Below are 21,254 nucleotides of genomic sequence, written 5' to 3'. Positions count from 1 at the left end.
GGATTGATCGGCCTATCGCGATGGCTGGTCAGCCCTGGTCGGCGACGACGAAGGCGACAAGGTCGGCATTCGCACTGACAGCGATGCGCGTGACACCGTCCAGGCCGAGCGCGGAGAGACTGGCAATCTCGCTCCAGGCCGGTGACCGTGTCGTTGCCGCAGCGGCTGCTGAGACCGCGCCATAGAACAGGGTTCCATCGGCGGCGGAGAAGAAGCCGTCAAAGGCGAACATGCCCGATGCCGGGCTGGTGATGCGTGCGAAATGCGGTTGCATGCCGGGTAGATCAAAGCCCGCGCTCAGAGCGCCAGTGGCAAAGTCGAGCCGGTGAACCGCAAACCCGCCATCAGCCCGCTCCAGCGTGACCCAGGCACCATCGCCGTGCAGGGTCCGGGCGAGGGAGGCGCCGGGATTGTCAGCCACAGCCTGCACGATTTCCGGCTCGACCGAGCGATCAATCAATTGCAGCGTATTGGGCTCACCCAGAGCAAAGGTGACGACATGGCGCATATCGCCGCTGAACAGGTAATAGCCGACCGGCGCCAGATCCTCGGCGGCCCGGCGGTCTGAATTGTCCGCATTGGCCAGATAGGCATTGCCGGCATAACCGCCCGGCGGCTGGTAGATATAGGACAGCTCGGCTTCACCCGGTGGGACGCGCGGCGAGTATTCGCTCTCATCCGGTGTGCGGGTGACCGGCGCGGTTTCGCCACTGGCCAGATCGAGCCGCCAGATATCTGTTTCGCCGCTTGCATCATCGCCGGCCGTGTAGAGCAGGCCGGTCCCATCGGGCGTGAAGAAGGGTTGATTGTCATAGCCCGGGCGGACAACGCCGCCAGCCGGCGCGCCGATCTGCGGGCGGCCATCGACCCAGTCGAGGGCAAAAATCCGGATGTCCGTGCCTGGCAGGCCCGCCGTTTCTTCGGCCGGTGCCTCCGCGTCACGCTCGACGGCCGGTGCCGCCGGGAGATCGCGCTCTGCCGGGGGCCCGGCTGCCGGCGTCTGTGTGTCGGGGTCCGTGGGGGAGCAGGCGATCAGGCCCGTGGCGGCGGCGAGGGCGAGGTAGTGACGCATCAGCGTTTCCTTATGGCCGCTGCGCCGACGCCGTAACCGGCGCCATAGGCGCACATGATCCCGGTCTCACCGGGCTTCATGTCTTCGGAGTTCTTCTCGAAATTCATCACCACGCTCGAGGAGGAGGTGTTGCCGTATTCCTCGAGGATGGAAGGGGCGTTCTCCAGCGTGCGGTCGCGGCCAAGTATGCGTTTGGCGATCATGTCGACCATGCGGATATTGGCCTGGTGCAGCCAGGCGCGGTGGACCGCCTCCGGCTCGAGCCCGATCTGTGCCATCAGATCGCGCGCCACCACCGGCGCGAAGGAGACGACATCCTTGAAGACCTTGTGCCCGTCCTGGTCGAGGCCGGGCGTATAGTCCGGATCGACCGTGCGCTCGGCGATATTGATGAAGCCGTAATCGGAGCGCAGATGGTTGGAAAATTTGTTCTGGGTGTGGGTGCCCAACACGTCCCAGCCGCCCGGTGTGCCGTCATCAGCCTCGACCAGTATGGCGCTGGCAGCATCGCCGAAGATGAAGTGCACATCGCGGCGCGAGTGGACATTGATACAGGTCATGATCTCGGGCGAGCAGACCAGGATGCGCTTCGCCTGGCCGGAGCGGATCATCGCATTGGCGATATTGAGCCCGTAGAGCGCGGAGGCGCAGGCCATGGTCAGATCGAAGGACCAACCGGTTGCGCCGATCAGGTTCTGGATCTCGCAGGACAGGCCCGGGAAATTGCGTTGCTGTGCCGAGGACGCAACGATGACCCCGTCGATCTCGGAACCGTCGCGGCCGGCTTTCTCCAGCGCCGGCTTGACCGCGCGCATGGCGAATTCAGCCTGCACCGAGATGTCATCAAATCCCCGCGGCGGGATACGCGGGACCAGGTGATCAATGTCGAGAATGCCCGACTTTTCCAGAACATGGCGGCGCTCGATGCCCGAGGCATTGGCGATGAAGTCGGTGCTGGAAAACGGCACTTCCGGGACATCGCCCGCGGCAATGGCGTCTGCATGCTCTTCATTGAAGCGCTTCGCGTACGCGTTATAGCTCGCGACCAGCTCGGCATTGGTGATCACATCGGGCGGAGCCCAGAATCCGGTTGAGCGAATAATGCTGGTCTGCACGGTCTCGGCCTCATCCCTGCTATCCATTCCCGACAGCGTAATACATGGACGCGCCTAATCAATGCGGCGCTGCATCACGGCAAGAACATGCTTGATTGCCTCCCATTCGGGCAAGCCTGCACCATTTTGCAGCGCAACCCGGCCGATTGCAGGAAAATTTTCCCCGAAACTCGACAGCGCCGCTCCCGCTTGCCTACCAATGATGCGTTGCAACATTCTGGAGAGGTCCGATGGACAACGCTGGCATCGACACAGGCAATATCGCATGGATACTGACGGCAACGGCGCTCGTCCTGATGATGACGCTTCCGGGGCTGGCCCTATTCTATGGCGGCATGGTGCGGCGCAAGAATGTGCTTTCGACCCTGATGCAGAGCCTGGGCGCCACGGCCGCTGTGACGGTGTTGTGGGCCCTGTTCGGCTATAGCCTGGCCTTCACCGATGGCGGCGTTCTCAATTCCTTCATCGGCGGGCTGAGCCGGATCGGCTTGCTCGGCATCACCCCACAGACAATGTCGGGCGATTTGCCGGAGAATTTGTTTTTCATTTTCCAGCTCACCTTTGCCATCATCACGGTCGCCATCATTGCCGGTGCCGCCGTTGAGCGGATCCGTTTCTCTGCCTTCATGATCTTCGCCTCCATCTGGCTGATCCTGGTCTATGCGCCGGTCTGTCACTGGGTCTGGGGCGGTGGTTTTCTCGGCGATGCCGGTGTCCTCGACTTTGCCGGCGGCGCGGTTGTGCACATCAATGCCGGTGTTGCCGGTCTTGTGCTGGCAAAATTTGTCGGACCACGGCGTGGCTATCCCGGCGCGCAGATGATGCCCGACAATCTCGTACTGACCGTGATCGGTGCCGGTCTGCTCTGGGTTGGCTGGTTCGGCTTCAATGGTGGCTCGGCCCTGGCGGCAGATGGTGCGGCGGCGCATGCCTTTGTTACCACCCAGCTGGCGGCGGCCTCGGCGCTTCTGACCTGGATCACGATCGAATGGCTGCGGCGCGGCAAGGCGAGCGTGCTCGGCGCTGCCTCCGGTGCGATTGCCGGCCTGGTTGCGATCACGCCGGCGGCGGGTTTCGTGCCGGCCTGGGCCGCCTTCATCATTGGCGGTGCCGGCGCGGTCGGAGCCTATTGGGGCGTCACGGCGCTGAAGCGCTGGGGCAAATGGGACGATACGCTCGACGCATTCGGCCTGCATGGCGTCGGCGGTCTGGTCGGCGCGGTGCTGACGGGCGTTTTCGCCTCGGAAGCCATTGGCGGCGCCCCCGGTGCCCTTGAGGGCAATCTGATGCAGGTCTTTACCCAGGTCTGGGGCGCGCTCGCCGCGGCGCTGTATTGCGGCGCGATGAGCTGGGTCATCCTGTTCGCCCTGTCGAAATTCATGACATTGCGGGTCGGCGAAGAGGATGAGGTGACGGGCCTGGATACGACACTGCACGGCGAATCCGTCGGCACCTGACAAAACGCCCCCCGGCTACGGGCCGGAGGGCGCAAGACTCTGTCTGGCTGGTTTGGCAGCGCTGTGTTCGTGGCGTGGGCCGGCCCGGCCGGGCAGGGGCCTGAGCAGCCGGCTAGAGGCGTTCGACGAAGACCGTGCCCGCCGAATAACCGGCACCGAAGGAGCAGATCAGTCCCTTCTCGCCGGCGGCAAACCCGTCATGGTGACGGTGGAAGGCGACCAGCGATCCGGCACCGGCGGTATTGGCGAATTCATCAAGGATGACCGGCGCTTCTTCCAGCTCGGCGTCGCGGCCGAGCACTTTTCGCGCGACCATCATATTCATGTTGATATTGGCCTGGTGCAGCCAGAGACGTTTCAGGTCGGCCGGCGTCAGATCAATGGTGGCGAGGTCCTCGAGGATCATCTCGGCGACCATCGGGCAGACTTCCTTGTAGACCTTGCGGCCTTCCTGCACGAAATAGCGATCCTCAAACTCCGGTTCCGGCACTTCGCAGGCATTGAGGAAGCCGAAATTCGAACGGATATTGTTCGAGAATTTCGTCATCATCCGGGTGCCGAGAATGCGCCAGCCATCGCCATTGGCCATGTCTTCGGATTCAATCAGCATCGCCACGGCGACATCGCCGAAGATGAAATGGCTGTCGCGGTCGCGGAAATTGAGCTGCGCCGTTGTCAGTTCCGGACAGACGACCAGGACTGATTTGGCCATGCCCGACTTGATCATGTTGACGGCGTTGATGATGGCGAATGTGCCCGAGGAACAGGCGACCGTCATGTCGAAGCCGAAGCCCTCAATCCCGAGTGCGTCCTGGATTTCGATCGCGATGCACGGATAGGTGCGCTGCATGGAGGTGCCCGAACAGATCACGGCATCAACATCGGCCGCATCGCGCCCGGCATTGCTCAAGGCCTGACGGGCTGCGGCGACACCGCACTCGGCCATGATCGAGATTTCCTCATTCGGCCGTGGCGCCACGCGTGGGCGCATGCGGTCAACATCAAGCACGCCAGCCTTGTCGATCGAATAGCGCGACTTGATGCCGGAGGCTTTCTCGATAAACCCGACCGAAGACGGGTTTTTCGCTTCGACGGCGCCGCGTTTGATCGCGTCGGCATGCTCGGCATTATAAAGCTCGACATGCTTGTTATAGCATTCGACCAGCTCCTCATTGGAGACAGTGTCCTCGGGGACCCAGAGGCCGGTGGACCGGATAACAGCATTCATGTGAGCAACTCCAGACTGGGCCAGCCAGCGGCCGGACTCGGACCTTACAAGCGCGGCAACTTAGTCGCGTGTATCGGCGGCGTCACGTGGCGATGACGGTTACGGGGCTGAAGGATCGCTTATTGCCTGGCGTTGCCAGCCGGAAGCGCGCAAGATGCCGGCCATCCGCCCGCTGCGCCGAACCCCGGTCCGAGGTCCTGCAACAGCGGCAACAAGCCGGATTGCGAGAAGGAAACCGCGCAATGACGAAAACAAAAATCCTGGGATTTATCGCCTTGGCCCTTGGCATCGTCCTGTTGCTGTTCGCATTGCAGGGCACGAACGCCCCGGCTGATCAAATCACCGAAGCGCTGACCGGCCGCTATACCGACCGTACCATGTGGTATTTGATCTCCGGCATAGTCGCGACCCTGGGCGGGCTCTTCCTTCTATTCTTCGGCGGGCGCATCAAATAGCCCTCAGGCATCTGCCGGCGACCCGGCAGTTTCCGGCACCCAGGTGTCGGGGCGAAGGGCTGATTTCCGACCCGCCAGGCCGGTGCGCGACGATGCCAGTGCTGTGCTTGCGCGCGCGGCTGCATCGCGGCTATGTGATGCGGTCGACAGGTTTGCGCTAGGTTTCCCATGACTGAGACGATCGAAGACTTCATCCGCGAGGGCAATGCCCAGCTGGGCGCCGGCGCGCATGGGTCGGCCTGCCTCGCCTTTTGCCGCGCGCTTGATCTGGAGCCGCGGCTGGCGGCCGCGCATTACAATCTCGGCGCGATCCTGCTGATGTCGGGACGCGCCGCCGAGAGCCTGCCATGCCTGATGACCGCCGCGATGTTGAAACCATCCAGCACGCAGCTCACCATCGCACTGGCGCGCGCCTTGCTGGAAAGCGGATATGCGGATCGCGCCGCTGCGACCCTGGACCGCGCCAGCCGTGACGCGCCTGATGATGCCATGCTGCGGGAATTGACCGGACAATACCCGCTCAGCCCTGCTGCGGCCGCCAGCCTGGACGGTTTTGCCAATCGGGTGAGCCCTGCGCAGGGGGATGCCTCGTTCCAGCGGGCGCTCGCAGCCTTCGATGCCGGCCGGGACGAGGAGGCCTTTGCCCTGGCCTCTGAGCTGATCTGGGTGGCGCCCCGCTCCCTGCCGGTGTGGAAATTGTTGAGCAGTGCCGCGGAGACCTGCGCCTCCGGAGAGTATGCGGAAATGTGCGCCCGTCGCGCCCTCGCAATCGAGCCGCAGGACGCGCGAGCCTGGACCAATCTTGCCCGGATTGTACGCGGTGCCGATGGACGCCAGGGGGACGCAGAACGGATCTTGCGGCGCGGGCTTGAAGTCTGCGGGCCGGGCGAGACGCTGGCCGTCGCCCTGTGCGATCTGTTATTTGGTGCGAATGAGCCGGAGCGCGGCGTCGCGGTTCTCGACGAGGTGGAGGCCGCCCTGTCGGCGCCATCGGCGCGATTGAAACGCTTGCGTGCAGCAGCGCTTGAAAATGCCGGTGTATTCGACGAGGCCGAGGCGCACTACCGGGCAGCGCTGGCCTTGGCCCCGACCAACCCCGAAATCATTTCCGCCGCGGCGGCGTTTTTTGACCGCCAGGTCGATATTGCGCCTTTGCAGGCCTTGATTGAAAAAGCCCATGCAGACGGGATCGACTTCAACGCTGATGAACTGCGCCACGCCGAAGCGCGCCTCATGTTGCGGACTGACAGGCCCGAGGATGCCCGCGCCAGTGTCTTGCGGGCGATGGAACTCCCTGCCGCGCCAGACCAGGTGAGAAGCCGCTATTACACGCTGGGACGGATCGAGGACAAACTCGGGAATTATCCCGCGGCATTCGATGCATTCCAGGCGGGCAATGCGCTCCGGGAGACGGTCTGGGAGACACATGGCCCCTGTGATCACACGGTGACCACGCGGCGCATCGAGAGCCTGCAGCGCCGCCTGGCGGCGGAGATAGAATCGGGACGCTCCGCGATCGAGGATCGCGAGGCGGGCCCTGGCAATATCGCCTTCTTGGTCGGTTTTCCGAGATCCGGGACGACCCTGCTCGACACTATCCTTCGGTCCCACACCAGAGTGAGCGTCATTGAAGAGAAGCCGATCCTGAACAGGGCGCTTCGCAATGTCGTCAGCGGTGTCAGCGGGGACGAGACGAATTTCACCGAGGAATGGCTTGATCAGATCGATGCCTGTGACCCGGCCCAGCTGCGGGCCAGCTATCTGGAACAGATGGCGGAATATGCCGGCGAAGCGCTTGATGATGGCAGGATTTATGTCGACAAATTGCCGCTCAACATGAATCGCGCACCGACCATTCAGCGGATGTTTCCGCGGGCGGTCTTCATCCTGGCGGGGCGGAATCCGCTTGACGTGGCGATCAGCAATCTGGTCCAGGATTTTTCACCCAATAACGCCATGCTCAACATGACCAGCATGGCGCGGATTGACCGGTTGTATGATCTGAGTTTCTCGCTGTGGGAGGCGTTCGAGGTCTGGCGCAAGCCGATTGTCGAGCGCGTCACCTATGAGAATCTGGTTGAGGATCTCGAGGCCAGCGTCACGCCGTTGATGCGTCGGCTCGGCCTTGAATTCGAACCGGCCCAGGCGCGCTATTTCGAAACCGCCCGCGGGCGCGGGCGCATCAACACGCCCAGCGCCACCCAGGTCACCCAGTCGCTCTACAAGACATCAACGGAGCGCTGGCGCAATTATGCCTTCGCCTTCGAGGGCGAGGACAGTGCCAGGCTGCGGGCCTGGGCGGACAAGCTGGGATATCGCCTGGACTGATTGCCGACAGGCCCGGTCATGGCTTTGACGGTCACGGTCACGGTCACGGTCACGGGCGCGGGAGAGGCACCCGCTCTCAATCCGGTGCGCTGAAGACGGTTATGCCGTCGCGGTCGAGCCCGGCCATCCACAATTCGCCATTCCAGACCAGAACGGTGGTCGTGCCGTCCTGGGCTTCGGCCGGGCCGGTGAGACCGTAGACGGCATGACCGTCACGATCGACCGCGATGGCCATGGCGGGCCGGTCGGGCAGGGCTGGCAGGCCGGCGATCTGCAGCCAGCGCCAGACGAGGCGTTTGAGGAAGGGGCGGGCATGCAGCGCTTCCAGATCAGCCGAGCGCAGCGAGGGCATGGCGGCCCAGATCAGCCCGGTCGCATTGTCGAACTCGAGATTGTCCGGGTAGCCGGGAAGGCCCTCGATCAGGACGCTCATCTCGCCGGTGTCCGGATCCAGCTGCCAGATCCGGCCGCTCCAGGTCTCATTGACGTAAACCCGGCCGCTTGCCGGGTCATGGTCGACGCCATTGATGAAGGCCAGTCCGCCGGCAAGCTCGGCATATTCATCGGGGCCGGTGACCATCAGGATGCGCCCGGTCTGTTCCGCTTCCAGGAAAGACTCCATGTGATGGCCATAGGCATGGCGCAGCGAGGCGTCGGTCAGCACGATCCGGCCGTCAGCGAGCACGGTCAGGTCGTCGGCAAAGACGAGTGGTCCGTCGGGCGCGGCGCCGAGCCAGACATCCCAGCCTTCGCCGGTATGATGCAGGAGCCCGCGTCGCGCGTCGGCGACAAACAGGGATCCGTCGGGCGCGAAAGACAGGCCGAGCGGGCGGCCGCCCGTATTGGCAAACTCGACCCAGTCGCCGACCGGTTCGCGTGCCATGATCCGGCCATCGGCGAGGCTGGCATAGAGGCGTCCATCGGGGCCGGGTTCAAGGTCTTCGGCACCGTGCAGGTCGGCGCGCTCGGTGCGCTGGGGATGCTGCACGGGCTCGAACAGGGGCTGGAGTGCCGGATTTGCCGGCGTATTGACGAGCCGCATCGCGTCCAGCGAACCGGGGCCCCAGGCCGCCAGCGAAACAAGGGCGCCGAGCGCCGCGACAATGATGATGATTCCACGCATGATAATTCCCCCCAGGCTGCCGGCAGGGTGACCCGGATCGGTGATCCGGGCAATGGGTTTCGCGACCCGAATTTGATGGGGCTCGGGGTCCCGGAGCATCCCCGCACAGCCGTGACTCCGGCGGCGATGCGAGCCGGGACGGGCGACGAGAGCGGCTGTGCTGTATCGAATTTGTCTGTGTCCAGACCTGTCCTGGCGCGCGATTCGCTCTGGCCAGGGAGGGTTTTTGTGAATGAGTGTTTGCAAATAATTTGATAATCAGCGAAATATCGAATCATGAACAATGCATTCAAGGCCCTCTCCGATCCGACGCGTCGCCGCGTGCTCGAATTGCTCAAGCAAGGTCCATTGAGCGCGGGGGAGCTCGCGGGCCAGTTCGAGGTGTCGAAATCGACGATGTCGGCTCACTTCGCAATCTTGCGCGAGGCCGGTCTGGTGGCGTCGGAGAAGCACGGCAAGTCGGTCGTCTATCATTTGCAGATTTCTGTGCTGGAAGACGCCTTGCTGGGTTTTGCACGCCTGTTCGGATGGGAAATGACTGCGAAGCCCGACGCGACCGGCGTGCCGGACGACAGGAAGGAAACTGGGATATGACGCTTGCGCCACAAAAATACGGATCCCCTGTCAGCCTGGTGCTGATGGGCAGTCTGGTGATCGCTGTGATGGTTATCGCAACTGCCGGAGAGTTCGAACTGATCGGTCGCGAATGGGCAAAACGCGGCGTTGGAGCGGCGCTGGCGCTGTTGCTGCTCGTGGTGGGCAATTATTGGCCCAAACTGTTCATTCCGGTGGACGCGCGGCGGGCAAATCCGGGCCCGGTCCTGGCGGCAGAACGCTTTGCGGCAACGATTCTGGTGATCGCCGGGCTGGCGGCGCTGGCGGTCTGGGTCTGGTGGCCTGCGACGCAGATGATGGCGGTTGCCGGCGCGATCGTTCTGGCGGGTTTCGGATTGACGGCGGCCAATTGGGTGCGCGTGATCCTGACCGGTGGAGCCGCGGCGCAATCGGCTGCCAGTGGACTGCTGGCGTCACAACCACGCCTGACGGTTTTGATGCTGATGCATGCCCTGTTCTGGGTAGCCGTGATTTTCTTCGCGGACTCGGTGTGGGGTGATGCGGTTTCGCGCTGGCTGACCGTGCCATTCCTTCTGCTGAATGGCGGGCTGGGTCTACTCTATTCGCGCCGCCTTAACCGGCAGCGCCCGGCGAAGTGATCTGGCGGCATGGTTGCCTGGGACGCAACCCGATTGCCGCCAGATCGTCCCCCCAGGGACTGCTTGGCGCTTACTGGCGCCCAAGCTCGGAGATCGACAAGGTAGACTGGGCATATTCGCCGTTCCGGTAGGACCCGACCCAGACGCTGTAGCTGCCCGATTGCGGGTTGCCGATGGTTACGATCGGGTTGAGGCCGTTGCCGCTGTCATCATCGCAATAAAGATTGCCATTGGGCGCTTGGACCACCAGCGTCGTGTCGGACGACGAGGTCGAGGAGAAGCTCAGATTAAAGGAGCCGGCGGCGTAGTGCACCTGGTAGTCCATCGTGTTCGCGATCCAGCCGCGGCAGCCTGATGATATCGTGTTGGCGTTGATCGCTCCGCCCGAAGTGATCGATACGCGGTACGGGTCGGGTGTGAAGCCGGCGCGCAGGCTGACGCTGCCATAGGTTTGCGCTTGCGCGGACCCGGCAAGACACGCCGTCATGACAGGGGCCAGTAACAGGGCGCTGGCGGTAAGTAAGGCTTTCATGGGATATCCTTTCTGGATCCATGGGTGGAGGAAAGTGCGGCTGGTCAGCCGGTCACGGTGTAGACGACGCCGCTCCCGGCACGGACGTGCATGTCGCGGCGAGCTTCATGTCCGGCCAATCCGGCCAGCACGGCCCAACAGTCGGCGCCGACGCGGAAGGTGTAGGTCTGGCCAGGCGCGATACGGACGCCGTCGGGCAGACGGTTGAGGCCATAGGATGGCGCACTGCAGCGGGCGAGCAGGACCGAGGTCAGCGAATAGCCGGACCGGTTCACAACCTGGATGACGCCGGTCTGTTCGCCGGACCGGACCAGAGGTCCGCCAGTGACGAAATTGTCGACGACGCTGCTGCAGCCGCTCATCGTGAGGGCAATGCCCACGAATGCGGCCCGGAGTGTGTGTTTCATTTTTGCCCCCTCTGGGTTGGCCCGGCCGCGCTCGCGCTTGTGAGTTCACGCTTGGCTGGGACGGCGATCCTGTTATCTGTTCTGAGTTAATCCGTGCGGCCCCGGCTTCTCCATCCCCTGTTCCGGGGAGTTCGCCGGCGCCGTTGGCGCGGGTAAGAATTGCCGGCAACGGCGCGCGCACGAATACTTCAGGCGGCGCGAGCCAGCGGGAGATGGAAATGGGCGAGACGGGGCGTAGCAAGACGGTGAACAGCAAGACGGGAACCGCTGCCGCTCACGATCTGCCTGGGTTCAATACGCCGAGCGCTCGCCTGGCCGGGATTGTCCTGTTCGCCCTCGCTATGGCCGCCGCCACCATCCGCCTGGCCATGGGCTCGGGGCCGATGATGCCGCTGCCGCCGATCTTCTGGGTGCAGCTGGCTGTCGGCCTGGGGGCAATGATTATTTCGGGCTGGGTCTGGGCTTTGCGGCCACGCGAGCTGGCTACGGGCCTGTTTGCCTTGAGTGGTCTGGCGACTCTCATCTTCACCCTGGCAGCGGCAAGCCGGTCCGGCGCGGTAATCGAGCCGCGCAGCCTCGCCGTTGTTTTGATGTGGCTCAATGCCGGCGGCGCAACCCTGTTTGGCGCGGCGATGATCGTTCTCTTTCTCGTCTATCCGGTGCGTCTGCCCCATTGGCGCCCGCTGGCTCTGCTAAGCAGTGCGGGTTTCTGTCTCTGGGCGGTTTTGACCTTGCTGGGCCGGATGCCGGCCTGGTCATCGATTCATCTGGTCACCGTGGTCGAAATGGGGGGGATATTTCTGGCCGTGGGCAGCCAGTTCCTCGCCACCGCACGTTCACCGAAGGATCGGGCCGTCGCGACCTGGTTCGGGCTCTCCGTCCTGTTCGGAGCTGGCGGGTTTATCGGCTTGATCGCCTTGCCAAGCGTGCTCGGACACCCGCCGCCGATCAAGGCGGGCTATGCCTTTGCCTGTTTCCTCCTGATCTATATCGGCGTCGCTGCAGGCCTGCGGCAATATCGTCTGTTCGAGCTGGGCGAGTGGGCGTTCCGCATCCTGTTTTACGTGGTCGGCACGCTGATCCTCGTGGCACTGGACGCGGCGCTGATCGGCTTGCTCTCCCTGCGCCCGGGCCCCGCGATCGGCATTTCGCTTCTGGTCGTCGGTTTTCTCTATCTGCCGCTGCGTGATGCCGTGGCCCGGCACTTCGTGCCGCGCCCCGGATTGAGCGAGCAGGAATTGTTTCACGCTGTCGTTGACCTCGCCTTCCAGTCTTCGCTGCAGGAGCGCTCCGAACAATGGCGCAGGCTGGTCACCCGCCTGTTCGATCCGCTCGATTGCCACCGGGCCGAAGCCGATGTGGCCGAACCGCAAATCCGCGAAGACGGGCTTGAACTCGTGCTGCCGCCGATCGGCGACATCCCGGGATTGAGCCTGCGCTATCCCTGGGCTGGCCGGGCCCTGTTTAGTCCCTCGCATGTCAAAACTGCCCAGCGCCTGGTGCAGATGATGGCGTATGCGGATGCCAGCCGTGACGCCTATGACCGGGGTGTCACCGAGGAGCGTGGCCGGATAGCGCGCGACATGCATGACAATATTGGCGCGCATCTGCTCGGCGCCCTGCACAGCCGTGATGAGGACCGCAAGAATTCCATGATCCGCGAAACCCTGACGGATCTGCGCGATATCATCAATGACGCCTCTGGCGGCACACGGTCGCTGGATGAAACCCTTGCTGACTTGCGGCTCGAGACGGCCGAGCGTCTCGCTTCGGTCGGGATCGCGCTGGAATGGGTCAATCAGGCCCGCGACATTACGGGCCTGCCGCCCCAGACAGGTCATGCCCTGCGCTCCCTGCTGCGCGAGGCTGCCAGCAATGTGCTCAAGCACTCCGGTGCCAGCCTGATGCGGGTCGAGATTCATCCGGAAGGTGACCGGGTCGAACTGGTGATCGAGGATGACGGATCCGGCTTCGATCCGGATGTTTTGCCGGGCGGCCGCGGTCTGGCCAATATGCGTGGCCGTATTGCCGGATTGAAGGGCCAGCTCAAGATCACGCCGTCCGCCGCCGGCACCCGGCTGACGGCCAGTTTTCCGATTCCGCGCAGAGGAGCTGCCGCATGAGCGCGATATTGATCGTCGAGGATGTCAGCGAGACCCGCAAATGGCTGTGCGAAATCGCCCGCGCGGCCTTCCCTGATTGCGACATCACCGAGGCCGCGACAATGCGCGCCGGCCTGCGTGCCGCTGCCGAGGCGGATTATGACCTCGCGCTGATCGATCTTGGTCTGCCCGATGGATCGGGGCTGGAGGTCTTGCGCAGCCTGCGTCTGGTCTGCCCGCAAGCCGTGCCGATCGTGACCACGGTGATGGGCGATGATGCCTCGATCGTGTCAGCGCTGTCGGCGGGCGCGCAGGGCTATCTCCTGAAGGAGAATCCAGCCGAGCTCCTGACGCGGCAATTGCTGCAACTGGCCGAGGGCTTGCCGGCGATCTCGCCCTCGGTGGCGCGCCGCATCATGGAGCATTTCCGCCTGACCGGGCCGGCCGCCGATCCCGATGAAGGCCTGACCGCCCGCGAACGCGATGTGCTGGGCCTGATCGGGCGCGGTCTGCGCAATAGCGATGTCGCCGCCGATCTTGGCGTCGCCGAGAGCACGGTGGCCAGCCATATCAAGGCGATCTATCGCAAGCTCGGGATTTCCTCGCGCGCCGAGGCTTCATGGCACGCGACCCGGATGGGCCTGACGCCCGGATCGACCTGAGACCTCCGTCTTTACGTGCCCAGGCTCAGCGCACCATGGTCTGGACCGCGCCATGGCGCGGGCAGGTGACTTCATGGTCATTGACCATTCCGACCGCCTCCATGAAGGCGTAAACGATGACGGGGCCGACGAATTTGAAGCCGCGCTTCTTGAGGTCTTTTGACAGGGCTGTGCTGAGGTCGGTGTGGGTTGGCAGGCCGGTTTCGCGGGTATAGCGGTTCTGGATCGGGCTGCCGCCGACATGGTTCCAGAGATAGGCGGAGAAATCCTCGCCGGCTTCGCGCATGTCGAGCCAGGCGCGGGCATTGGTGATGGCGGCCTCGACTTTCAGTTTCGATCGGATGATGCCGGGATTGGCGAGCAGGCGCTCGCGGTCGGAATCATCATAGCGGGCAATGACTTCCGGATCGAAGCCGTGGAAGGCTTCGCGCATGGTTTCGCGTTTGCGCAAGATGGTGATCCAGGCGAGGCCGGCCTGGAAACCGTCGAGCATGAGTTTTTCCCACAACGCCCGGCTATCATATTCCGGCACGCCCCATTCGGTGTCGTGATAGGCGGCATAGATCGGATCCGGGCTGTTGATCCAGGCGCAGCGCTCTGAACTCATTAGACTTTTTCCGCCGCTGCGTCGGGACGTAGAGCGTCGGGCACGGCGATCACGCACTCCTGGCCGCCGGCCCGGGGTGTCTCGCTGGCGGCTTCCAGCCGGTCGAGACGGATCAGGGCGATGGCGTGATGGCCGTGCGATGAGGTGATCTCGCCAATTGTGCTCGTGCCGGCCATGACAGGCGTGCCGCTGGCGGGGGCGTCGCCGGAAAAGCTCAGGGATAACGAGCGTTTACGGATGGTGCCGCGGCGTTTCATGCGGCTCACCACTTCCTGGCCGATGAAACAGCCCTTCTTCCAGCCAATCCCGCCATAAACGTCGAGATTGACGTCGGTCGGGAAGACTTCAGCCTCGCCATAATCGCGGCCGAAGGCAGGAATTCCGTGCAGGATTTCAACCGCATCGAGCGAAACACTGTCGCCCGCCTCCTCGCCAATACCGCGGTGAACACCGCCGCCCAGGCGTGGATCCGGCGCGGAATTGTCGAACGGGTGTTCACTCCACAGCGCTGCCAGATCGGTATTGATCACGATCTCCGCCTTGGCGCGCAGCCTGAACATCGACAAACGTTTGGCGAGCGTTTCGGCTGTCGCGCCAGGCACGTCCAGCCATACTGTTTCCCCATCGGCAAACAGCAGGAAGTCTGCTGCAAGCTTGCCCTGGGGCGTCAGTAACCCACCGGGACGGCACTGGCCGGCCTCGAGCGTCTCGACATCGGCGGTGATGACGCGCTGGAGCAGCGCGCGGGCCTCCGGACCGGAGACGGAAAGAATGGTGCGGGCCGGGGCGGTGTGTATGCGGGGGGGTGTGGTTTCCATATCCGTTCTATCGCATTGCCTTGATGACTGGCCAAGTGGGGTGTTGCGCGGTATTTGCGCGTGCATGCAGAACGTCCTTCTTATCACATCGACCCGGATCGGTGATGCCATCATCAATTCCGGCGTATTGCGTTATCTGGTCGAGACCCGGCCCGAGGCGCGCTTCACGATTGCCTGCGGACCGCTGGCGGCGCCGCTGTTTGCCGCCGTGCCGCGACTGGACCGGGTTATCGTGATGGCCAAGAAGAAGGCCGGAGCTCATTGGTTTGATCTCTGGCGGGCGACAATTGGCCAGCAATGGGATCTGGTGGTTGATCTGCGCTGCTCGGCGACGGCCTGGGCCTTGCGGGCGAAAGAGCGGCGCATCCTGCGCCAGACCAGCGCACCGATTCACAAGGTTGCCGAGGCGGCCACAGCGCTGGGGATTGATACGGTTCCCGATCCGAAAATCTATCTCTCCGACGCGGCGCGGGCGAAGGCGGCTGAACTGCTGCCCGACGGCACACCGGTGCTGGCGATCTGTCCTTCGGCCTCCATGCCCTACAAGGTCTGGCCGGGGGAAAGGTTTGGCGAACTGGTCAAACGTCTCACCGCCCCGGACGGTGCCATGGCCGGCGCGCGGGTGGCGATTTTTGGCGGACCCGGCGACGAGGCGGCAGCGGCGCCGATCCATGCCGCTCTGCCCGATGCCAGTCCGCTCGATGCCGGCCTGCTCGATTTTACCGGCCAGCTCGGCTTGATGGATGTCGCCGCCTGCCTGCAGCGCGCGCGTCTTTTCATCGGCAATGATAGCGGGTTGATGCATATGGCCGCTGCCATGCAGACCCCGACCCTGGGCCTGTTCGGTCCCTCCGACGAGCGCCGCTACGGGCCCTATGGCGCGCATTGTGCGATCGTGCGCGGAGCGGCCGGCTTTGCCGAAATCGATGCCGCCTTCGCTGACCGGCGCCTGCATCCGGAGAGTCTTCTGCTCGATCTCGACGTCGATGCCGCCCTTGATGCCGCGGCCGCGCTGCTGCAGCGGAGCTGAGACAAGGGGGCCGGTCTGGCCCCCGGGCGAAAATCAGATTGCGCCCCTCTCTGGTAAAGGCCTGCTGCCCGCGCTATCTGCCATCCCATGCAACGCGTCCTTTTCATTACGTCGACCCGTATCGGCGACGCGATCATCAATTCCGGTGTTCTCGATCATCTCGTCCGCACGTGCCCACAGGCGCGCTTCACCATTGCCTGTGGCCCCCTGGCGGCTTCGCTCTTCACCGAGACCCCGCGCCTGGACCGCATCATTGTGATGCGCAAAAAGAAGGCCGGGCTGCACTGGTGGGATTTGTGGTGCCGCACGGTCGGCACCAAATGGGATCTCGTGGTCGATCTGCGCAGTTCGGTGACGGGCTGCTTCCTGCGCGCCGGTCAGCGCCGTATTCTGAAAAAGAGCAAAACCCCCATTCCCAAGGTCGCCGAAGCGGCCAGCGTGCTGGCCCTCGATCCGCCGCCTGATCCGCGTCTTTACCTGTCCGAGGCGGTGCGCGCGCAGGCCGCAGACCGCCTGCCCGGCGAGGGCCCCTATCTGGCGATCTGCCCGTCCGCATCCTGGATTTTCAAGGTCTGGCCGGCCGAGAGTTTCGCTGCGTTCATACGCCGTTTCACCGCGCCTGGCGGCGTGATGCCGGGGGCGAGCGTGGTGATGCTGGGCGGTCCCGGTGACGCGGTCTATGCGCAGCCGGTTTTTGACGCCCTGCCGCAAACCCGGTTTATTGATCTGGTCGGCCTTGGCCTGCCCGAGACGGCGGCCTGCCTACAGCGCTGCCGGCTCTATGTCGGAAATGATAGCGGGCTGATGCATATGGCCGCAGCGGTCGGCACGCCGACACTGGGCCTGTTCGGGCCTTCCGATGACCGTTGCTACGCGCCGTGGGGCGGGCATACTGATGCGGTGCGCGGCCCGGCGAGCTTTGCCGAAATCGACGGCGCCCATGATGACCGCCGCCAGCATCCGGAAAGCCTGCTTGCGGACCTGACGGTCGACACGGTGTATGATGCCGCAAAGGCACTCTTTGAAAGGACCGCATGACCATGACCCAGACCTTCGATGTGATCTTCAAGGGCGGCGAAATCGTCAATCATGACGGGCGTGCCCATGCGGATATCGGCGTGATTGACGGCAAGACCGCGGCGATCGGCGATCTGTCCCGGGCGTCTGCCGGTGAGGTGGTCGATTGTGCCGGCCTTCTGGTCCTGCCCGGTGTGATCGATACCCAGGTCCATTTCCGCGAGCCGGGCATGGAGTGGAAGGAAGACCTGCAATCGGGCTCGCTGTGCGCGGTGATGGGCGGTGTGACCGCCGTGTTCGAAATGCCCAATACCGAGCCGACCACGACCTCGCCGGACATGCTGACCGACAAGCTCGCCCGCGCCAAAAACCGCATGCATTGCGACCACGCTTTTTATGCCGGCGCGACCAATGAAAATGCCGACATCCTGCCCGAGATGGAGCGCATGCTGGGCTGTTGTGGCGTCAAGGTTTTCATGGGCGCCTCGACCGGCTCCCTGCTGGTCGCCGATGATGAGGGCGTCGAACGCGTACTGCGCGCCATCAATCGCCGCGCCGCCTTCCATTCCGAGGATGAATACCGCCTCGTCGAACGCCGCCATCTCGCTGTCGCCGGCGACTGGACCAGCCATCCCGTCGTGCGCGACGCGGAAGCCGCGCTGATGAGCACGAAACGCCTGGTCCGGCTGGCGCGCAAAACCGGCAAGCGTATCCATGTCCTGCATGTCTCGACCGCCGAGGAAATGGATTTCCTCGCCGATCACCGCGATTACGCCTCCGTCGAGGCGACGCCGCAGCATCTCACCCTGGAAGGGCCGGAGATTTACGAACGCATCGGCGCGCGGGCGCAAATGAACCCGCCCCTGCGTGACGCTTACCACCGCGCCGGTCTGTGGCGCGGCCTGCAGCGCGGCATTGTCGATGTGATCGGCTCCGACCACGCACCGCACACGCTGGAAGAAAAGGCCAAGCCCTATCCGCAAAGCCCGTCGGGCATGCCTGGCGTTCAGACCCTGGTCCCGATCATGCTTGACCATGTCAATGCCGGCCGCCTGACGATCGAGCGCTTTGTCGATCTGACCTCGGCCGGTGCGCAGCGGGTTTTCGGCATTGCCGGCAAGGGCCGGATGGCGATTGGCTGGGATGCCGACTTCACCCTGGTCGACATGAAGCGGACCGAGACGATCACCGATGCGTGGTCGCAGTCCAAATCGGGCTGGACCCCGTTTGATGGCATGCGCGTCACCGGCTGGCCGGTGGGCACGATTGTGCGCGGCCGGACCGTGATGCGCGACGGCGAGCTGGTTGCGCCCGGCAGCGGTCAACCAGTGCGCTTCATGGAAGCCCTGCAGCACAGCTGATCATCCCGCCATGCCTGGCTCGCACGCGTCTCTCAAAAGGAATCCCCATGACCATGACGACGATACTGACGGCCATTGCGCCGGGCGAGCTGATCGACAAGATCACCATTCTGCGGATCAAGTCGGAGCGGATCGGTGATGATGCGAAGCTGAAGAATGTCCGCACCGAACTGGCCCTGCTCAACGAGACCCTGGCCAGTGATGTTCCGGCCAGCGACGCGCTGAGCCGTCTCGATGCGGCGCTGCAGGCCGTCAATGAAGAGCTCTGGGTGATTGAGGATGATATCCGCGACTGCGAGCGCGACGGCGATTTCGGCGCCGAGTTTATCCGCCTCGCGCGCGCCGTCTATGTCACCAATGACAAGCGCGCGGCCCTGAAGAAGGACATCAATGTGCTGCTGGGCTCGAATATCGTCGAAGAAAAATCCTACGCCGCCTATTGAATCGCGTGCCGCGCCTCGTTAAGCGGGGCAACCCAGCCCGTCTGACGGACGGATGCCAACAAGGATGCCTTCGTGGAACGCCAGAGCTTTTATTTCTTTGATATCGACGAAAACATCCTGCATCTGCCGACGCGGATCCATCTGCTCAACACCATGACCGGCGAAGAACGGGCCATGCGCCAGCATGAGTATGAGGATATCAAGGCCTATCTTGGCGTGCCCGGCCTGTGGGAAGACTGGGCCGATCCGCCGGCGCGGGCCTATCGTGAATTCTCCGATGGCCAGGATCGCAATGGCGAGGAATACCTGCTGCGCGATGTCCGCCGTGCCCTCGACAGCGCCCACTGGAAGGGCCCGTCCTGGGACATTTTCAAATACGCTGTGCTCAAGCGCCGACCGATCGCCGTCATCACGGCGCGTCAGCATTCACGCGAGATCATCCAGGAAGGTATCCGCCTGCTCGTCGAGGCCGGGCATATTCCTGAAGAGCCTGATTATATGGGCATTTACCCGGTTTCAAATCCGGAGATCCGCGATGAACTCGGCGCTCACATGACCACCGCCGGCCTCAAGCGGACCGCGATCCGGCGCTGCGTCGAGACGGGACTGGACAAGTATGGCCGCGATCTGCCGCACTCTTTCGGCATGTCGGATGATGATCTCAAGAATGTCGACCTGATCACCTCGGCGATGCTCGAGTGCAAGCTGGACTATCCCGACAAGCGCTTCTTCGTCATCTCCACCAATCGCCGCCGCCATGTGAAGATGGAAATCCTCCCCCCTCACAAGGAGCAGCAAAAACTGCGTGAGGCCGAGGACGATTATTACGGCTGACGGATATCAGGACTGATCCGGCCGTATGCCTGATCAGTCCTCTATATCCTCGGTCAATTCCTCGCGCGCCCGCGCCAGGCGCAGGGCGTAATCGACCCCGGCGACGATTGGCAGTCCGCCTTCCAGCCTGTCGATCAGCGCTGTCGCCGCCTGCGTTTCGGCGTCATCGGCCAGCATATCGCCATCGACCAGCCGGTTGAGCATCTCGAACAGGACAATCGCTTCCGCCGCGCTCAGCTCGACCTTCACCATTTCGCGAACCCTAGCTCCGGTGGACGGCGAGCAGCGGTACCGTCGCTGCGCGGATCGCGGGGATGATGCCGCCGAGGAAGCCGACGATCAGGGCGAGGCCGAGGCCGAGAACGACCGACATCGGGGTCACCGCGAAGGAGAATACAACCTGGGTAAAGCTGGAGCCCAGCGTTGAGGCGCTGACTCCGTTGAACAAGAGGTAGACGCCTGCCGCGCCGATCAGTCCGCCCAAACCCGCCAGGGCCAGGGATTCGACCATGGTTCCAAACGCTGCTGCGAAACCGGAAAACCCGATGGCCCGCAGGGTTGCGATCTCGCGCATGCGGGTGTCGACCGAGGAATACATCGTGTTCCAGGCACCGGCGAGGGCGCCGATTGCCATGGCGATCGAAAGCGGGACGCCCAGATAGGTGATCAGCATAGCGGTGCCGCCGGCCTGGCTGGCGAAATAGTCGACTTCGCTCTGGATATCGAGATTCAGGCGCGGATCGTTTTCTGCGTAGGCGCGCACCTCCTCGATCGCTTCGGGGCTGGTCAGCCGGGCGCGGATCGACTGCACGGAAGTGCCGCGCTGATAGAGATTCTGGATCACGGTCAGATCGGTCCAGATTTCGCTGTCGAAGACGGTTCCGCCGGTCGAGAAGATCCCGACGACGACCCATTCATTCGAGCCGAGGCGGATGGTCTGGCCAAGATCGAAGCCGGCGAATTCGCGGATAATGCCTTCGCCCACGATCAGCTCATTGGTGCCCGCTTCATAGGTGCGGCCCTCGACGATGGTGAAGCCCTGGCGCAGCGACTGGGCTGCCGGTCCGACGCCGCGCAGCGGCAGATTGGCCTCGGTCTGGGAGGCCCGCTTGATACCGTCGACGATGACGAAGAGCTCGCCCGAGACGATGGGTATGTCGTTCGCGTCCCGGGCAATGCCTGGCGCCTCCTCGATCAGGCGCAGCTGGTCGACGGAGAGGCCCGAATTGAGCTCGGTCTGCGAGCCTGTGCGCAACATCACCGCAACATCGGCTGAGCCCGTGCCCTGCATGGTCTTGCTGAAACCACTCGACATGGCGAGGAAGCCGAGCAGGACCATCACGACCAGGGCGATGGAGAAGACGGTCGCCCCCGACAGCAAGGCGCGTTGCGGAATGGAGCGCAGATTGATCAGGGTTACGGCTGCGATCTGGTCGAACATCTCATCCG

Annotated in this window: 23 protein-coding genes; 12 read left to right on the top strand and 11 right to left on the bottom strand. The window is 63.6% G+C overall.

The window, feature by feature from the left end:
* Window positions 1-28: 28 nt before the first annotated feature.
* Genes BLT42_RS01985 through BLT42_RS15075 form a run of 3 tightly spaced genes read right to left on the bottom strand, consistent with a single transcriptional unit; the run spans window position 29 to window position 2,403 of the window.
* Window positions 29-1,072, bottom strand: coding sequence for a TolB family protein (locus BLT42_RS01985; protein ID WP_091766029.1), 1,044 nt, complete (start codon window positions 1,070-1,072; stop codon window positions 29-31).
* Window positions 1,072-2,214: a beta-ketoacyl-ACP synthase III gene (locus tag BLT42_RS01980; protein WP_091766025.1), complete on the bottom strand. Its 1,143-nt coding sequence runs from the start codon at window positions 2,212-2,214 to the stop codon at window positions 1,072-1,074. Before BLT42_RS01980 ends, BLT42_RS01985 begins: the two co-directional genes overlap by 1 nt.
* Window positions 2,215-2,241: 27 nt before the next feature.
* Entirely contained in the window at window positions 2,242-2,403 is a 162-nt protein-coding gene (locus tag BLT42_RS15075; protein WP_176780208.1) for a hypothetical protein, read from the bottom strand.
* Window positions 2,404-2,417: 14 nt separating this feature from the next.
* On the opposite strand from BLT42_RS15075, the gene BLT42_RS01975 reads away from it, so the two are divergent.
* Window positions 2,418-3,644 carry an ammonium transporter gene (locus tag BLT42_RS01975; RefSeq protein ID WP_233342259.1) on the top strand — a complete coding sequence of 409 codons (1,227 nt, stop codon included), beginning with the start codon at window positions 2,418-2,420 and terminating at the stop codon, window positions 3,642-3,644.
* Between the two features lie 112 nt (window positions 3,645-3,756).
* Here BLT42_RS01975 and BLT42_RS01970 read toward each other — a convergent pair whose 3' ends face one another.
* The gene (locus tag BLT42_RS01970; RefSeq protein WP_091766022.1) at window positions 3,757-4,872 is read right to left on the bottom strand and encodes a beta-ketoacyl-ACP synthase III; all 1,116 of its coding nucleotides are present in this window, start codon (window positions 4,870-4,872) and stop codon (window positions 3,757-3,759) included.
* Window positions 4,873-5,114: 242 nt separating this feature from the next.
* Here BLT42_RS01970 and BLT42_RS01965 point away from each other — a divergent pair, with 242 nt between their 5' ends.
* Together BLT42_RS01965 and BLT42_RS01960 are read left to right on the top strand one after the other, a co-directional pair.
* The gene (locus tag BLT42_RS01965) at window positions 5,115-5,327 is read left to right on the top strand and encodes a DUF3185 family protein (RefSeq protein ID WP_091766019.1); all 213 of its coding nucleotides are present in this window, start codon (window positions 5,115-5,117) and stop codon (window positions 5,325-5,327) included.
* 168 nt (window positions 5,328-5,495) lie between these two features.
* Entirely contained in the window at window positions 5,496-7,655 is a 2,160-nt protein-coding gene (locus BLT42_RS01960; RefSeq protein ID WP_091766016.1) for a tetratricopeptide repeat-containing sulfotransferase family protein, read from the top strand.
* 76 nt (window positions 7,656-7,731) lie between these two features.
* Here BLT42_RS01960 and BLT42_RS01955 read toward each other — a convergent pair whose 3' ends face one another.
* Window positions 7,732-8,778 carry an SMP-30/gluconolactonase/LRE family protein gene (locus tag BLT42_RS01955; protein WP_091766013.1) on the bottom strand — a complete coding sequence of 349 codons (1,047 nt, stop codon included), beginning with the start codon at window positions 8,776-8,778 and terminating at the stop codon, window positions 7,732-7,734.
* Between the two features lie 276 nt (window positions 8,779-9,054).
* Here BLT42_RS01955 and BLT42_RS01950 point away from each other — a divergent pair, with 276 nt between their 5' ends.
* Together BLT42_RS01950 and BLT42_RS01945 are read left to right on the top strand one after the other, a co-directional pair.
* A complete protein-coding gene (locus BLT42_RS01950; RefSeq protein WP_091766010.1) occupies window positions 9,055-9,372 on the top strand; it encodes an autorepressor SdpR family transcription factor in 318 nt (105 codons plus the stop codon).
* Window positions 9,369-9,992: a hypothetical protein gene (locus BLT42_RS01945; RefSeq protein ID WP_143024009.1), complete on the top strand. Its 624-nt coding sequence runs from the start codon at window positions 9,369-9,371 to the stop codon at window positions 9,990-9,992. The genes BLT42_RS01950 and BLT42_RS01945 overlap by 4 nt, the downstream gene beginning before the upstream one ends.
* A gap of 70 nt (window positions 9,993-10,062) precedes the next feature.
* Here BLT42_RS01945 and BLT42_RS01940 read toward each other — a convergent pair whose 3' ends face one another.
* Together BLT42_RS01940 and BLT42_RS01935 are read right to left on the bottom strand one after the other, a co-directional pair.
* The gene (locus BLT42_RS01940) at window positions 10,063-10,524 is read right to left on the bottom strand and encodes a hypothetical protein (protein ID WP_091766004.1); all 462 of its coding nucleotides are present in this window, start codon (window positions 10,522-10,524) and stop codon (window positions 10,063-10,065) included.
* Window positions 10,525-10,568: 44 nt separating this feature from the next.
* Window positions 10,569-10,931 (bottom strand): hypothetical protein, encoded by a 363-nt coding sequence (locus BLT42_RS01935; RefSeq protein WP_143024008.1) that lies wholly within the window; start codon window positions 10,929-10,931, stop codon window positions 10,569-10,571.
* A gap of 218 nt (window positions 10,932-11,149) precedes the next feature.
* Here BLT42_RS01935 and BLT42_RS01930 point away from each other — a divergent pair, with 218 nt between their 5' ends.
* On the top strand, window positions 11,150-13,054 hold the full coding sequence (locus BLT42_RS01930) for an ATP-binding protein (protein ID WP_176780207.1): 1,905 nt from the start codon (window positions 11,150-11,152) through the stop codon (window positions 13,052-13,054).
* Window positions 13,051-13,695: a response regulator gene (locus BLT42_RS01925; protein ID WP_091765996.1), complete on the top strand. Its 645-nt coding sequence runs from the start codon at window positions 13,051-13,053 to the stop codon at window positions 13,693-13,695. The genes BLT42_RS01930 and BLT42_RS01925 overlap by 4 nt, the downstream gene beginning before the upstream one ends.
* Before the next feature lie 25 nt (window positions 13,696-13,720).
* Here the strand turns inward: BLT42_RS01925 and BLT42_RS01920 are convergent, their stop codons facing one another.
* Window positions 13,721-14,302, bottom strand: a complete 582-nt coding sequence (locus BLT42_RS01920; RefSeq protein WP_091765994.1) for a DNA-3-methyladenine glycosylase I — start codon at window positions 14,300-14,302, stop codon at window positions 13,721-13,723.
* On the bottom strand, window positions 14,302-15,120 hold the full coding sequence (ygfZ, locus tag BLT42_RS14925) for a CAF17-like 4Fe-4S cluster assembly/insertion protein YgfZ (protein ID WP_176780206.1): 819 nt from the start codon (window positions 15,118-15,120) through the stop codon (window positions 14,302-14,304). The genes BLT42_RS01920 and ygfZ overlap by 1 nt, the downstream gene beginning before the upstream one ends.
* Before the next feature lie 64 nt (window positions 15,121-15,184).
* Between ygfZ and BLT42_RS01910 the strand changes: the two genes are divergently transcribed.
* The 5 genes from BLT42_RS01910 (at window position 15,185) to BLT42_RS01890 (ending at window position 19,805) form a co-directional block, all read left to right on the top strand.
* Complete coding sequence (locus BLT42_RS01910; protein ID WP_091765990.1) at window positions 15,185-16,150, top strand: glycosyltransferase family 9 protein; 966 nt, start codon at window positions 15,185-15,187, stop codon at window positions 16,148-16,150.
* Between the two features lie 87 nt (window positions 16,151-16,237).
* Window positions 16,238-17,188: a glycosyltransferase family 9 protein gene (locus BLT42_RS01905; protein ID WP_091765987.1), complete on the top strand. Its 951-nt coding sequence runs from the start codon at window positions 16,238-16,240 to the stop codon at window positions 17,186-17,188.
* A 2-nt stretch (window positions 17,189-17,190) separates the two neighbouring features.
* Window positions 17,191-18,528: a dihydroorotase gene (locus BLT42_RS01900; protein WP_091766837.1), complete on the top strand. Its 1,338-nt coding sequence runs from the start codon at window positions 17,191-17,193 to the stop codon at window positions 18,526-18,528.
* Between the two features lie 53 nt (window positions 18,529-18,581).
* Window positions 18,582-18,971 (top strand): DUF6165 family protein, encoded by a 390-nt coding sequence (locus tag BLT42_RS01895; protein WP_407657271.1) that lies wholly within the window; start codon window positions 18,582-18,584, stop codon window positions 18,969-18,971.
* Window positions 18,972-19,043: 72 nt separating this feature from the next.
* The gene (locus BLT42_RS01890; RefSeq protein WP_091765981.1) at window positions 19,044-19,805 is read left to right on the top strand and encodes a hypothetical protein; all 762 of its coding nucleotides are present in this window, start codon (window positions 19,044-19,046) and stop codon (window positions 19,803-19,805) included.
* A gap of 33 nt (window positions 19,806-19,838) precedes the next feature.
* On the opposite strand, the gene BLT42_RS01885 is transcribed toward BLT42_RS01890, so the two are convergent.
* Complete coding sequence (locus BLT42_RS01885) at window positions 19,839-20,057, bottom strand: hypothetical protein (protein WP_091765978.1); 219 nt, start codon at window positions 20,055-20,057, stop codon at window positions 19,839-19,841.
* Between the two features lie 10 nt (window positions 20,058-20,067).
* Complete coding sequence (locus BLT42_RS01880; protein WP_091765975.1) at window positions 20,068-21,246, bottom strand: ABC transporter permease; 1,179 nt, start codon at window positions 21,244-21,246, stop codon at window positions 20,068-20,070.
* Window positions 21,247-21,254 lie beyond the last annotated feature (8 nt).

It is taken from the genome of Maricaulis salignorans (assembly GCF_900103475.1).
GTDB classification, from domain to species: domain Bacteria; phylum Pseudomonadota; class Alphaproteobacteria; order Caulobacterales; family Maricaulaceae; genus Maricaulis; species Maricaulis salignorans.
This window is presented reverse-complemented; position numbering and strand designations above follow the sequence as displayed.

Coding starts and splice junctions, on each gene's coding strand:
- BLT42_RS01930 (WP_176780207.1), top strand. CDS start 11,150: ATGGGCGAGACGGGGCGTAGCAAGACGGTGAACAGCAAGACGGGAACC.
- BLT42_RS01975 (WP_233342259.1), top strand. CDS start 2,418: ATGGACAACGCTGGCATCGACACAGGCAATATCGCATGGATACTGACG.
- BLT42_RS01970 (WP_091766022.1), bottom strand. CDS start 4,872: ATGAATGCTGTTATCCGGTCCACCGGCCTCTGGGTCCCCGAGGACACT.
- BLT42_RS01960 (WP_091766016.1), top strand. CDS start 5,496: ATGACTGAGACGATCGAAGACTTCATCCGCGAGGGCAATGCCCAGCTG.
- BLT42_RS01945 (WP_143024009.1), top strand. CDS start 9,369: ATGACGCTTGCGCCACAAAAATACGGATCCCCTGTCAGCCTGGTGCTG.
- BLT42_RS01965 (WP_091766019.1), top strand. CDS start 5,115: ATGACGAAAACAAAAATCCTGGGATTTATCGCCTTGGCCCTTGGCATC.
- ygfZ (WP_176780206.1), bottom strand. CDS start 15,120: ATGGAAACCACACCCCCCCGCATACACACCGCCCCGGCCCGCACCATT.
- BLT42_RS01920 (WP_091765994.1), bottom strand. CDS start 14,302: ATGAGTTCAGAGCGCTGCGCCTGGATCAACAGCCCGGATCCGATCTAT.
- BLT42_RS01955 (WP_091766013.1), bottom strand. CDS start 8,778: ATGCGTGGAATCATCATCATTGTCGCGGCGCTCGGCGCCCTTGTTTCG.
- BLT42_RS01880 (WP_091765975.1), bottom strand. CDS start 21,246: ATGTTCGACCAGATCGCAGCCGTAACCCTGATCAATCTGCGCTCCATT.
- BLT42_RS01935 (WP_143024008.1), bottom strand. CDS start 10,931: ATGAAACACACACTCCGGGCCGCATTCGTGGGCATTGCCCTCACGATG.
- BLT42_RS01925 (WP_091765996.1), top strand. CDS start 13,051: ATGAGCGCGATATTGATCGTCGAGGATGTCAGCGAGACCCGCAAATGG.
- BLT42_RS01985 (WP_091766029.1), bottom strand. CDS start 1,072: ATGCGTCACTACCTCGCCCTCGCCGCCGCCACGGGCCTGATCGCCTGC.
- BLT42_RS01940 (WP_091766004.1), bottom strand. CDS start 10,524: ATGAAAGCCTTACTTACCGCCAGCGCCCTGTTACTGGCCCCTGTCATG.
- BLT42_RS01980 (WP_091766025.1), bottom strand. CDS start 2,214: ATGGATAGCAGGGATGAGGCCGAGACCGTGCAGACCAGCATTATTCGC.
- BLT42_RS01910 (WP_091765990.1), top strand. CDS start 15,185: ATGCAGAACGTCCTTCTTATCACATCGACCCGGATCGGTGATGCCATC.
- BLT42_RS01900 (WP_091766837.1), top strand. CDS start 17,191: ATGACCCAGACCTTCGATGTGATCTTCAAGGGCGGCGAAATCGTCAAT.
- BLT42_RS01905 (WP_091765987.1), top strand. CDS start 16,238: ATGCAACGCGTCCTTTTCATTACGTCGACCCGTATCGGCGACGCGATC.
- BLT42_RS15075 (WP_176780208.1), bottom strand. CDS start 2,403: ATGTTGCAACGCATCATTGGTAGGCAAGCGGGAGCGGCGCTGTCGAGT.
- BLT42_RS01885 (WP_091765978.1), bottom strand. CDS start 20,057: ATGGTGAAGGTCGAGCTGAGCGCGGCGGAAGCGATTGTCCTGTTCGAG.
- BLT42_RS01950 (WP_091766010.1), top strand. CDS start 9,055: ATGAACAATGCATTCAAGGCCCTCTCCGATCCGACGCGTCGCCGCGTG.
- BLT42_RS01895 (WP_407657271.1), top strand. CDS start 18,582: ATGACGACGATACTGACGGCCATTGCGCCGGGCGAGCTGATCGACAAG.